This window comes from Lysinibacillus sp. FSL P2-0066, from assembly GCF_037969495.1.
Lineage (GTDB): Bacteria > Bacillota > Bacilli > Bacillales_A > Planococcaceae > Lysinibacillus > Lysinibacillus boronitolerans.
Map to the genome: position 1 here is coordinate 2315167 of NZ_CP150202.1, position 12142 is coordinate 2327308.

A 12142-nucleotide genomic window follows, 5' to 3' on the forward strand; every position below is an offset into this window, starting at 1 on the left:
TTAATAACCTCCCATAACGCCGTTTTATTGCTATCCTATTTCAAAAGTGTTACTGCCTCTTCAAAACATGCTCTTTGGATAATGATATATCTTTTGTAGGAACTTTAACACCAAATGAAAATTCTTTTAATACTTAAACGACTTGTCCCCAAAGGAAATTCCCAACTACATCTTCTACTGCTAGTGAAGAACTAGAATCTAATGCAATATATGGATAATCTCTTGTAAAGCCAGCTTCTTCAAATGCTTCTCGTTTAGTAGGAGTCTCACCCTCTTCTTCAGCACCAGCTAATCCCTGCCAATATCCATAATCACTTCTCTTAAAAATTGCATATTCAACTCGTGAAAGTAAACACCGAGTGCGCCATGTGCTGGCCAAAGCATCTTTTTCTTCGACCTATAGGCTTTTTCTACAGACTTTTTACGCATTCCACACTAGCTTTGTTGCAGAATTCTCTACTTGTAATTCCGCAAGTGCTAGCAATAACAGAATGGCCACCACCCAAAACTGTAATTTTCTTTCGTATTTATAGTTGGGATACCATACTTTATGATCTGCTAATACTTATTCATTTTGTAATTATATCCCTGTAGAAATTACTGGATTTGGATTCCCCCCATGTATCGTAGCATCCATAACAGCTCACACTTCAATAATTAGGAAAGCTTTGTAAAAGATGTTTACAAACAACTTAAATTTAGATATACTTACAAAGTAAACAAAAAATTCTTAAGGAGGTCGAATAAAATGATCGTTATCGTTAAATTGATGTCATTGGTAGCTACAACTTCATTAAAAATGAAAATCACACATTCGACCGCATCGGAATGGATCGCTTAAGGTTTTTTTTGTAAATAAGCATACCCATACCGCAGGGAGAAGTGTGCCCCTGCGGTATTTTTGTGCCTTTTTTCACCGTAGAGGAGTCTCTCTGCGGTTTTTTTATTTTTCATGGCACTTTAAGGAGGTGATAATAAATGATATTAAACTTTTTTGCGCTCACGATAACTATTACAAAACGTAAGGTCTCTCTTGAGAAAGCACTTCATGATGAATACGTGAAAAAAATCTTTGAAGAGAACCGAAAAAAAATTGACGATTATATTCGTATTCGTCAATATTAATCTTGTTAATTAAAAAACATGAAAGGTGGGAATTGAATGTTTTATATGATCAAAAGACGTTATGCAGTTTTATGGCTGGAGAAAGACACAACCACCAGATGAAGTAATATAAAGTGATAATATAGCTAATTTTATAATCTCAGATGAGCTAACCCGTTCTAATCTAGGACGGGTTGCTTACTCCAATCGCAATGTTAATTAAGTTAAAAAGAAACTTATAAACTAACTATTCCAGACTACACAGCGATAACCCTTCTTGCTTAGAAATTCATTAAATCCTTATTACTTTAACCTTCCCAGTTAGTTAAGTACATTACTTTTCCAACTAACCTAATTTTCAACATAATTCCTTTAAAAACGTTATTCAATTAAATAGCCCTTAAACTGAACAATGAGCTTTCCTTTTTCCAGGAAAGAGTCCGATTGTTGAAGATCGTTGTTATTAAATTAAAGCACACGTTAGTTTAAGAAGAACAAAAGGTTAACGCATCGTCTAAGATTAATTTTGAAAGTTTATGGTCATTAATTACAAATGGTATTTCAGAGGGTTCTACCCAAATTCGAGCAGATGATTCATGTTCTCGGAGAAAAGGTAAGCATTCGGTAACATCCATTCTAAAAAATGCCTGATAAGCAATCAATGGATATTTTCCACTTGAATCAAAGGACAGATTTTCTTTATGGCTTACTTCAATTGAACCTATGTATTTAATTGTTCCCTTTACATACCCCTCTTCATATGTTTCGCGTAGTATAGCTTCTTCTACGTTCTCCCCAATCTCTACGTGTCCACCTGGATAATTAAACCCTCGATTTTTTATTTGTGATAATAACACTTTCCCATCTCTAAAGCACACTGCATGAACACTCGTCACTATGAAAGATTCTGTTAATTTCATTCGAGGCATCCAAGTTAGCTTCACATTATTTCCACCCCAGTCTACAAAAATCGTCTGCATATATCTATCCCATCTCCTGTTAAATGCAATTTATCACCTAATATTAACTTTCTACACTGTTTCAAAAATCCCTCTTATACAACAAACCGGAAATAGATTTTAAAACGTGGTAAATATAAGTTCTTTATGTTGCATCAATTGTAGAATATATTACGAGTAACCATTCTTATGCCAATAGAATATATTTGGAATTTGCATATTGGTCCGTTTAAAAGAATGAGGCTTCTGACTCTTATTCGAGTTCTCGTCATCTAGTAGATTGAAAAGTCTTATCAGCAAAGCCTCTCTCATGGTAATAGATTTCTTGATTGTTTTACAACTTGTATTCCACAATCTGGCCCTTTAATGAAACGAGCGCTAATCCTTATTACAGAATCTCACCCTATTGTTGAAGATCGTTTTTCTTATTGAACTAACGTATTTGTTCGTTAAATGTAACTCTTCACATTTTACTTAATATTATAAAGGTGAATAGAAAGATAAGTTATAATTTAGTTTAGTAGTTGTAAAAGTATGTTATTTATATTATTCTCTTATAATTTTTCAAAAAGGAGTGTTTATGAAAAAGATTATTGTTGTTGTATTAATGATAATTATATTATTCTTAGGATCCACAACACAAAGTTATGCACTGTCAGATTCGAAATCTGCGGCAATACAAGCGTTGCTAGATGATGCCTCTCGTATATCAGGTGTGCCAGGAATTTCAATCTCAATAATTGTCGATGATGAAGTGTTCTACTTTTCTTCAGGGTATGCTGACCGTGAAAAGGGGTTGACTGCAAGTGAAAATACACTCTATGAGTTAGCCTCAGTCAGTAAAGCTTTTACTGGTATGGGTATTATGCTGTTGGAAGAGCAAGGGCTGCTCTCAATGACGGACCCTGTGCAAAAATATTTACCTTGGTTTACGTTAAAGTATCAAGGAAAACCTGTTGATACGCAAAGCCTTACACTAAATAACTTTCTTCACCATACCAGTGGTCTAACAAATATTAGGCATACTCAAAATATTCCACAAGGCAATACACCGGATATGTTGCAAAAGACTGTGGAAATGCTCGTAGATGCTGAATTGGCGTTCCCTCCTGGTGAACAGTATAACTATGGAACCGTTAATTATGACGTATTGGGTTTGGTTATTGAGATTGTGTCGCAACAAAGCTATGAAGACTTTATGAAGGAACAAGTATTTCAGCCGTTAGGTCTTTACCAGACGTATGTTTATAAAGAAGATGCCCAAGCCACTGGACAGTTGGCACAAGGCTACCGTTCTTCCTTTTTTATGACAACTCCATTTAAAGCTCCGGATTATGCTGGGAACAAACTCGCAGGCTACATCATTTCTAATACAAAAGATATGGCACGTTGGATGGGCATACAGATGGGTATTGTGCAGGACATACCCGAAATATTTCACACGGTTATCGAAAAATCACATAGGGGTGATATGTCTGTCTCGGCTGTCAACGATATGTATTATGCGGCAGGCTGGTCGGTAAACGCCGACCAAACAATTATCGAACACACTGGGGGCAATCCAAATTTCCGAACCGAAGTAGCCATACTGCTAAATGACAGAACAGCCGTCTGCTTGCTGAGCAACGGCGCAAATACCAATATAAACTTGGTACTAAAAGTTAAAGATATATTAGACGGCAATCTAACTCAGTCATATGAAATAAGTGGCACACAGCTTTTGGATATCATTTTGTCGTCTATCACTATTATTCTTTGCCTATTGGCTGTTCTGCTATTTCTCTTAGGATTACGAAAAAAGAAAATGAATAAGAGACAGCCAATGACAAAAAAGAGAATAATCATAACAGTTATTTTCCTGATGGCTACGATTGTCCTTGGTATACTGTGCTATGCTATCGATTGGTCAACGATACTTATTTGGCAAACATATAGTATTCTTACAGCGTTGATTTCGTCAGCATTATTAACAGCCAGCATTACATGGTTTGTATACACGCACCGATAAAATGCCTCGCTCCCAAGTTAACATAATGTTAAGTAATTAAATTTCAATTTATTGGTATGCTTAATTTGAAAAACATAAGGCACTTCGGTGTTTTTTTAATACCATCGACAATTTTCCCAATCAAACCTAATTACTATTGCTTCCACTAACCTGCTCTGTTCGTGGAATAAAAACAACAATATTATTTTTACAAAAGCGTCGTTAGGTAACATTTCTTAAAAGACTGTTATTCAACAAGCTTGCCCGTTTGTTGAACAAAAATTAGTTTTCAGACTAATGGTAGCTTATTTAATTGTTAAGTTACAAAAAGGTCGTATCCTAGAAGTCTTTAAAGCAACAGAAAGCATTTAAATGGCTCGAAATGGCTTTATCTGGTGTTTTAAGTCGTTTAAAATCCACTCTTGAATGACATCTAAAAAACCTCCAAATATATGGAGGTTTTTAAACTATTTTTATTTTACTTCAACTTGACCCATCATCCCATTTTCTTCATGTTCAAGGACATGGCAATGGAACATGTAAATGCCCTTATTATTGAACTTCACTGCTAATTTAACTGTTTGACCAGCTTCAACTGAAACCGTATCCTTCCACCCTTTTAAATTTAAAGGCGGTTCTTTCCCATCAATCGACACGATTTTAAATTGAGTGCCATGTATGTGGAAAGGATGTGTCATGCCACCCATCATATCAGGTTTATTATAAATTTCCCAAATTTCAGTATCTCCCTGTTTTTGAGTGAAATCAATGCGATTCATATCAAACTGTGAACCATTGATTGAAACCATTGTGCCCATACCAAAAAGTTCAAGTTTCTTTGTAACTGGTAAGGTTTTTTCCTCTTCCGTAACACCAAAATCATTTAACTTTTGTGCAATGTTACTTGTACTTGCAGCTTTTTGTTCAATTTTAAATGGTAAAAGGGTAATTCCTTCTTCATTTATTAATGCTATATCAGTTTTGTCATCCATCTTTGAAAAATCCACTATTACCTCTGCTCGCTCACCTGGTGTTAAGGTAATTTCTTTCATATCAGTTGGTTGATTTAAGAAACCTCCATCAGTAGCAATTTGTTGGAATGTAGCTCCATTATTCAATTTAAACGTATAATTACGAGCATTAGAACCGTTTAATAATCGTAGTCTTACTTTTTCTTTACCAACAGTAAGTTTAGGATTTAAGGTACCATTAATTAACAAAGTATCCCCTATTGTACCATCTTCATTCAGCACTGCTTGATAATTTAATTGCTTTTCTTCAGTAAATTGTCTATCTTGGAATACTAACGGAAAATCATTCACACCATACTCATTTGGTAAATTGATTTTTTGCGAATTTTCATCATCAATATAAATTAAGCCCGCTAAACCTTTATATACTTGCTCTGCTGTAGCACCTTCTGGATGTGGATGGAACCACAGCGTAGATGCTCCTTGATTAACTGTAAAATTCACATCTTCTGTTACACCTGGCTCTAAGACTTGATGTGGACCGCCATCACCATTACCAGGGATTTCTAATCCATGCCAGTGAAATGTTGTTGGTTCAGATAAATCATTTTTAGTTCTAAACGTTACCGTTTGATCTTTATGAATACGAATGATTGGCCCTAAAAAAGAACCATTATATCCATATGTCTCTGTTTTAGTTCCCTTAAAAATTTCTGTCGTACCTTGTTGAGCAGTAATATCAACAATTCCATTTTTAGGTTCAATTATAGGTGGGAGCGCAAGCTCATTTTCCCCAGTTGAATTATTTAATGCTAATGGATTGTTATGACTCGCATGACCATTTTCCATGCTACTATCTTTATTATCCATACCCTCCATGTTTTTCATTTCTTCATTACTCATATTGGAATGGTCCATACCAGACATAGTAGAATGGTCCATATTTGAATTATTATTAGATTCCGAATTACCCGCACTACATCCCCCAATTATAATAGCGCCTACCAATAATGAAGCAATCAAAAGTTTAGATTTCATTATGTTTCCTCCTTTTATTCTTTACATAGGCACTATAACAAAGAAGTATGGAGAAATTATGGATTTGTAATTAAATGAGACAAGTATTAACCACTCTATCTAAGAAAACATTGATATGACTTTTTTTACTTCTTAACTTTCCAAATCAAAATGATAATTGACATTAATAAGATACTTATTACAATTTTCCCTATTAAATTTACTTGCATAAAACCATATACGGCTCCTGCTTCAAAGATTAAGGCTGGTATTTTTCCAATAGTACTAGCAAGCGCAAATGTGCCTAAAGACACCTTAGAAAATGCACTAGTAAAAGTCACAAGACCTGATGACATAAAAGGTAAAATCCTTAAACTAACAATTATCCAAAATGCATCAGATCCTTCCAACTCCTTTAATTTTAAAAGTTTAGGGTGCAATACAAACGGTCTTTTCCATTTATTGATTCCTTTTCTAAATAAAATAAAGCTAATAACTGCACCAATTGATTCACCGATAATAGAAATCAGCAAACCGTTGAATACGCCAAAAAACACAAGGTTAGCAGCTGTAACAAAAACACTTGGTAGTACACCTATAATACTTACCAAAGTATTTATCATTAAACTAACCAAAATTGCAAATAATCCCGATTGTTCTAGTAATTGAAGTAATTTTTCTTCCATGATTCAACGCTATCTTTTTTAACCTATTACTTGCATATAAGGAACTATTGTTAATAAACAACAACTGCCTGTTCGCCTAATGCGTCATAGCTATTAAAAAATGCTCCCTTATCCAATATTTTAATTCCCTTACGTAGATGCATTATTTCCTATCATTTCCCACAGATAATAGTACCATTGTATGTAAATTTAAGTTTGATGGGACTCACCTGTATCCATCCCCCTTCAATCTTTGGTGATGACTGGTATTCCCTGTTAAATAATTTGTTATTTCTTTTATTGTACTTCCACTAAAATTTTTTGCTTGTAAATCTAACGTTCTCTCTGTGATAAAATTATTAGCGGCTTTGACAATTGCTAGTGTCTACATAAAAAAGATGTTCAATTTGTCAAAATCGACTCGTCAAACATCTTACGGAGAAGATAAGTTTCTTCTGCGGAATCAATTCTCGCAGTTTCCCCCTTTCATCCCTTTCATTTTGTAAATGTAGCAACTATAATTATTTAGTCTGGTAGAATTAGTTCCATGTAATTCTTTATATCTTGTTCTTTCATTTCTCCAGTGATTATTTTTTCTATTGTCCATTGTCCCCTCAGAATTAATAAGAATAGTCGTTGGTAATGGATTGATATTATATGCTTCCATTACACTTTTATTTTTATCTATTAAAACCGGAAAAGTTAGCCCTTTTCGGTCGATATAATTTTGAACCACGAAGTCGGATTCTGCTATATTTATAGCTAATACCTGTATACCTTTTTCTTTATATTCATTATAATATCTATCTATAATTGGAAATTCTCTTTCGCAAGGTTTGCACCAAGTCCCCCAAAAGTTTAAAAAGACGCCTTGTCCTTTGTATTCTTCCAAATTATGTTTATCACCCATGCATATCAACTAGAGTAAAATTTGGAGCATTGTCCCTATTTTTAATACTTCATTTTTATCTTGAGTTAAAGTTGTATAGACTGTGAAGAATATTGCCCCAAATAATACAATTAATAGAATTGAACGCATAAGAAATCTTCTCTTTTTTTTTATCCATAATTAAGTTGAGTTCCTTCCTCTCTTAAATGATGTAAAACTAGAAACCAGTAAACCCTCCAAAAATCGGTGTTAAAAACGCAATAATTTTAGTCATCATATCAAAATACAATAAAATTCCCATAACAATCATTATTGCACCACCTATTTTCATAAACCGTCCATTTTTTCTTTGAAGAAACTTCATTTTTCCGATAAATAAAGACATTATAAGGAAAGGTATAGAGAAACCTAGCACATAAAATAGCATGTACAACATCCCCTTCTCAGGATCAGACACTCCTAAAGCTATTACTCCTGCAAGAATTGGTCCAGTGCAAGGTGTCCATCCTGCTGCGAAACCCATTCCAATCAGTACCGAACCAAAATATCCTTTGGGCCTTTTTTTAAAATGAATCTTTTTTTCAGATTGTAAAATATCGATTTTAAAAAAACCTAGAATAACTAATCCAAAAAAGACCATGATAATTGCTCCAATTTGTCTTAGGAACTCTTTATACTGAATAAAAATCTGTCCGATAAAAGAAGTTGAAAAACCTAGTGCCATAAAAATAATAGAAAAACCAAGTAAAAAAAGCAGGGTATGTATCAGAGATTTTCGCCTCAAAATCCCTTTTTCTTCTTTTAGTTCATTAAAGGATATTCCTGTCACATAAGATAGAAAAGCTGGATACAATGGTAATGAACAAGGTGATACAAATGATAATAATCCAGCACCAAATGCAAGAAGTAAATTTAATTGTTCTAACAAATACGCTCACTCAACCTTTCTATAGTCAGTTTGAAAATAAAGTATAGACTATAAATATGGAGAATATATGCATATGCTGAGTTATATGGAAATGTATTGTTGATACCTTTCTATTTGATCATTAATTTAAATTAGGATTAAAAATAAAAATGAGCCGTGTTTCAACTATAGAAACACAGCTCATTTAGCATAGAATAAATTTTTCATTATATTCCTGGGTTTAAAGCATAATCTAACAAGAATATTAGATAGGAGTCAGACATATATTGATTTTAGTATTTCATACAAACAAAAATCTATTATTCTATTCATGATGGAATTTTATTATAAACGAAATTTTCTATAAAGATAGGATGATGACAATTATTGAAAAGTCGGTTCTTGCTATGGTTATTTTACGTGTATTGTCTGGGAGTATTGAAGTAAGTGCTGGATTGTTGATGCTAAAGCTGAATAATTTAGAAAAAGCATTTTATATTAATACAATGCTTGCTTTGGTTGGTCCAACAGTTTTAATCGTCACGACGGCAATTGCATTATTTGGACTAGCTGATAAAATTCCTGTGACGAGAATCATTTGCTTATTTACGGGTATAACACTAATTATTCTTAGCTCACATATAAAGTAAATACTAAAATTCACCAAAATCATACAAGTGTCAGAATATGATTTTGGCGAAAATATTAGTAAGTAGATTGATCTTAACAACCTTTTGGACCCAAGTTTTCTTCTGTATCGAACATTTATTTTATAGCATGATTCCATTCATTTGTTAAACTCTTTTATGAATCATCAGTCCATTAAAAAAATAATTATTCTGTAGCGTGTGACGACGCTGCTTTTTTTTATGTATAATTAGCCTTTACTTACACAAATTTATATTAAGTGTTTCGCACGCACTTATCCGGTTGTGGCGTTGGTTGACCGTCACAACCTCCCTCAATATGGGTTACATTACCTCAGTAACCCATTTTTAAATTCTATTCAGATTTAACATTGCACTACAAGGTATTAGTAAAGATGTTCCTCTCTCTTTGATTTTCTCTGTAGTTAAGGAACACCTATTTCCTTACATAACTCAAATCTCCTGCATCCTTCCCTATATATTCAATTTTTTAGAAATGAATGCTCAAAAAATGTCTTTTGCAGATGAATCATTTGACTATATTGTAGCTAGTTTAATTCTTTCTGTGGTTCCTAATGAAAATAAATGCTTTGAAGAGATGATAAGAGTTTTAAAGAAGGATGGTAGAATTCTTATCTTTGATAAATTTGCTCCTAAAAATCAAAAACTAACGCTAACAAAAAAATTGGTAGGGCCATTTATAAGTATGTTAGGAACAGATATTGGTCGAAGTTTTGAGGAGTTGTTTAAACAAAATGATCAAAGGCTCAGAATTATAAGAGATGAATCTGTTATGTTAAAGGGTATGTATAGATATATTGAAGTTCTTAAACTTTCTGAAGGGCATATTTAACGTTTTGGAGAAACTCATCCAAGAAGCTCAAGCATCTTATCAAGAGTTTAAAAACAACAGTCAGCCACCATGAATTGGCTGATTGTTGTCTTAGTAATTGAATAACCTTATAAACGTTGAATACCATGTACTATCGATTTAAGTCTCCCGTGATAAATTGTTACTCTATTTGTTTTTTCATGAGTTGTTTTGAAAAGTTAAAGGATCGAATTTCGCTAACAAATGTGGAACCTAATAAGAATACCCCGCCGATAATTTGTACTAGGGTCATTTGCTCTTGCAATATCATTGCAGAAATCAATATTGCTACAAAAGGATCGACATAACTGAGCATCGCAATACTCTGCCCTTTCAATTTTTCCATTCCCGAGAAAAACAACCAAAATCCAATCCCTGTATTAACGATACCTAAAATTAAAATAAAAGGAATAGATGCGCTTGATAATCCAAAGACCCCAAAGCCTTCTGTCAAAAAAACATACGGCAGCAGTAATAATGCAGTCGTTCCAAGTTGAATAATGGTCAGCTCTAGCTTGTCCATCTCTTTAATAAATTTGTTTAACAGTAACAATGCCGCATAAAAAGCAGCTGCCATCAATCCAAAGGTAAGTCCAAGAACATCATCTGATTCCGTTGCACCCACCCCTTCTCCTACAATCATTATCATCCCGATAATTGCTATGACAATGCATATTATTTTTTTAATGGATAATTGTTCCCTAAGTACAACAGGTGAAAGAATCATTACAAATACTGGCGCAAAGTAATATCCTAGTGTGGCATTGGCAAGTGACGTGTGGTCGTAGGATTGATAGAGAAAAATCCAGTTTCCTCCCAATGCAACGCCTGAGAGAATCAAAAATAAAGCATTCGATTTTACTAAATTCCAGGATATTTTTTTCTTCATTATGGAGAAGATTAGGAGTAAAAATAAGCATCCTAGTAAACTACTTAGTAAAGCTCTTTCACTCGCCGCTAAATCAATGTAACGCACAACTAAACCGATTGTGCCAAAAATAATCATCGATACGATAAATTGAAATTTAGATTTCATGATTTACTCCCCTAACCTACCGCAATTTAATAGGTACTCTTAGGTGCTTTTTCCTCTCTCTTCTTCCACTCCCTCTCCACTTGCTTTTGTAATGGGAATAGCATAGCATACTTATATGTATTACAAAATTGAATGTTTGTCATGGGATACATAACAAAATAGCATGCAAGGGAGATAGCGTTATGAATATCCAAAAATATATGGCCTTTGTCAAAGCAGTAGAATATGGGAGCTTTACAAGAGCTGCTGATGCATTAAACTATACACAGTCCGGCATCAGCCGTATGATTAACGATTTAGAATTAGAATGGGGAATTTCCCTTTTTGAACGAGGTCGTGCCGGAATCAGTTTAACATCTGATGGCTTAAAGTTACTGCCCCAATTACAGCGTATATGTAATGAGCATGAAATGTTAATGATGCAGATTGAAGACTTACTTGATATCCAATCAGGAATCATCCGAATTGGTACATTTTCTAGTGTAGCAACACATTGGCTACCTCATATGATCAAATTCTTTAAGCAGGATTATCCAGGGATTGATTTCGAGTTACTATTAGGAGATTACACCGAAATCGAAAGCTGGATTATCGAAGGTAGGGTCGACTTTGGATTTTTACGACTGCCAACAAAAGCGGAAATGGAAACAATCTTTGTGGAGCAAGACCGTTTGTTGGTAGTCATTCCTGAAGATCATCCTCTCGCTGATTGCGATAAATTTCCTATAAGTGAACTATTGAACAGTCCATTCATGCTTTTAGAAAAAGGCGCAAAAGCGGAAATCTCCGAAATTTTCGACAGGCACAATATCTCGCCGCAAATTTCTTTTACAACATGGGACGACTACGCCATTATGTCAATGGTGGAAAATGGATTAGGAATCAGTATATTACCTGAACTGATTTTAGAACGCATTCCTTACCAAATTATCGCGAAAGAGCTAGAAGTTCCTGCTTTTCGAACTATTGGAATTGCGATGAGAGAGCAAAAATCGCTTTCACTTGCAGCAAAGAGATTTATAGAATATTTATCCTATCGAAAGAGAAAATAAGAAGTTTAGCTATTATTTTGCACTACGAAAAAAGCGT

11 protein-coding genes and 1 pseudogene are annotated in these 12142 nt (G+C 34.0%); 5 read left to right on the top strand and 7 right to left on the bottom strand.

Features of this window, described 5'->3' with window-relative positions; genetic code table 11:
• Positions 1–35 precede the first annotated feature (35 nt).
• Positions 36–379: pseudogene (locus MKZ14_RS11460) on the bottom strand (NUDIX pyrophosphatase).
• Between the two features lie 599 nt (positions 380–978).
• Between MKZ14_RS11460 and MKZ14_RS11465 the strand changes: the two are divergent.
• Positions 979–1125, top strand: coding sequence for a YrzI family small protein (locus tag MKZ14_RS11465; protein ID WP_081011020.1), 147 nt, complete (start codon positions 979–981; stop codon positions 1123–1125).
• 464 nt (positions 1126–1589) lie between these two features.
• Here the strand turns inward: MKZ14_RS11465 and MKZ14_RS11470 are convergent, their stop codons facing one another.
• Positions 1590–2084: an NUDIX domain-containing protein gene (locus MKZ14_RS11470; protein WP_333004381.1), complete on the bottom strand. Its 495-nt coding sequence runs from the start codon at positions 2082–2084 to the stop codon at positions 1590–1592.
• Positions 2085–2643: 559 nt separating this feature from the next.
• Here MKZ14_RS11470 and MKZ14_RS11475 point away from each other — a divergent pair.
• A complete protein-coding gene (locus MKZ14_RS11475) occupies positions 2644–4071 on the top strand; it encodes a serine hydrolase domain-containing protein (RefSeq protein WP_333004379.1) in 1428 nt (475 codons plus the stop codon).
• A 452-nt stretch (positions 4072–4523) separates the two neighbouring features.
• On the opposite strand, the gene MKZ14_RS11480 is transcribed toward MKZ14_RS11475, so the two are convergent.
• The 4 genes from MKZ14_RS11480 to MKZ14_RS11495 form a co-directional block, all read right to left on the bottom strand.
• Positions 4524–6059 carry a multicopper oxidase domain-containing protein gene (locus tag MKZ14_RS11480; protein ID WP_333004378.1) on the bottom strand — a complete coding sequence of 512 codons (1536 nt, stop codon included), beginning with the start codon at positions 6057–6059 and terminating at the stop codon, positions 4524–4526.
• 125 nt (positions 6060–6184) lie between these two features.
• On the bottom strand, positions 6185–6724 hold the full coding sequence (locus MKZ14_RS11485; RefSeq protein ID WP_333004375.1) for a VTT domain-containing protein: 540 nt from the start codon (positions 6722–6724) through the stop codon (positions 6185–6187).
• Between the two features lie 442 nt (positions 6725–7166).
• Complete coding sequence (locus MKZ14_RS11490; protein ID WP_333004372.1) at positions 7167–7595, bottom strand: redoxin domain-containing protein; 429 nt, start codon at positions 7593–7595, stop codon at positions 7167–7169.
• Positions 7596–7809: 214 nt separating this feature from the next.
• Positions 7810–8520, bottom strand: coding sequence for a cytochrome c biogenesis protein CcdA (locus MKZ14_RS11495; RefSeq protein ID WP_333004371.1), 711 nt, complete (start codon positions 8518–8520; stop codon positions 7810–7812).
• A gap of 353 nt (positions 8521–8873) precedes the next feature.
• Here MKZ14_RS11495 and MKZ14_RS11500 point away from each other — a divergent pair, with 353 nt between their 5' ends.
• Together MKZ14_RS11500 and MKZ14_RS11505 are read left to right on the top strand one after the other, a co-directional pair.
• On the top strand, positions 8874–9149 hold the full coding sequence (locus MKZ14_RS11500) for a YqhV family protein (RefSeq protein ID WP_026023565.1): 276 nt from the start codon (positions 8874–8876) through the stop codon (positions 9147–9149).
• A gap of 406 nt (positions 9150–9555) precedes the next feature.
• Positions 9556–9999 carry a methyltransferase domain-containing protein gene (locus tag MKZ14_RS11505; RefSeq protein ID WP_333004366.1) on the top strand — a complete coding sequence of 148 codons (444 nt, stop codon included), beginning with the start codon at positions 9556–9558 and terminating at the stop codon, positions 9997–9999.
• Positions 10000–10159: 160 nt separating this feature from the next.
• On the opposite strand, the gene MKZ14_RS11510 is transcribed toward MKZ14_RS11505, so the two are convergent.
• Complete coding sequence (locus MKZ14_RS11510; RefSeq protein WP_333004364.1) at positions 10160–11053, bottom strand: DMT family transporter; 894 nt, start codon at positions 11051–11053, stop codon at positions 10160–10162.
• A 182-nt stretch (positions 11054–11235) separates the two neighbouring features.
• Between MKZ14_RS11510 and MKZ14_RS11515 the strand changes: the two genes are divergently transcribed.
• Positions 11236–12105, top strand: coding sequence for a LysR family transcriptional regulator (locus tag MKZ14_RS11515; RefSeq protein ID WP_339279866.1), 870 nt, complete (start codon positions 11236–11238; stop codon positions 12103–12105).
• Positions 12106–12142 lie beyond the last annotated feature (37 nt).

What these genes read in the sequence shown, in the direction of transcription:
- MKZ14_RS11465 (WP_081011020.1), top strand. Translation starts at nt 979, where the DNA reads ATGATATTAAACTTTTTTGCGCTCACGATAACTATTACAAAACGTAAG.
- MKZ14_RS11470 (WP_333004381.1), bottom strand. Translation starts at nt 2,084, where the DNA reads ATGCAGACGATTTTTGTAGACTGGGGTGGAAATAATGTGAAGCTAACT.
- MKZ14_RS11475 (WP_333004379.1), top strand. Translation starts at nt 2,644, where the DNA reads ATGAAAAAGATTATTGTTGTTGTATTAATGATAATTATATTATTCTTA.
- MKZ14_RS11480 (WP_333004378.1), bottom strand. Translation starts at nt 6,059, where the DNA reads ATGAAATCTAAACTTTTGATTGCTTCATTATTGGTAGGCGCTATTATA.
- MKZ14_RS11485 (WP_333004375.1), bottom strand. Translation starts at nt 6,724, where the DNA reads ATGGAAGAAAAATTACTTCAATTACTAGAACAATCGGGATTATTTGCA.
- MKZ14_RS11500 (WP_026023565.1), top strand. Translation starts at nt 8,874, where the DNA reads ATGATGACAATTATTGAAAAGTCGGTTCTTGCTATGGTTATTTTACGT.
- MKZ14_RS11510 (WP_333004364.1), bottom strand. Translation starts at nt 11,053, where the DNA reads ATGAAATCTAAATTTCAATTTATCGTATCGATGATTATTTTTGGCACA.
- MKZ14_RS11515 (WP_339279866.1), top strand. Translation starts at nt 11,236, where the DNA reads ATGAATATCCAAAAATATATGGCCTTTGTCAAAGCAGTAGAATATGGG.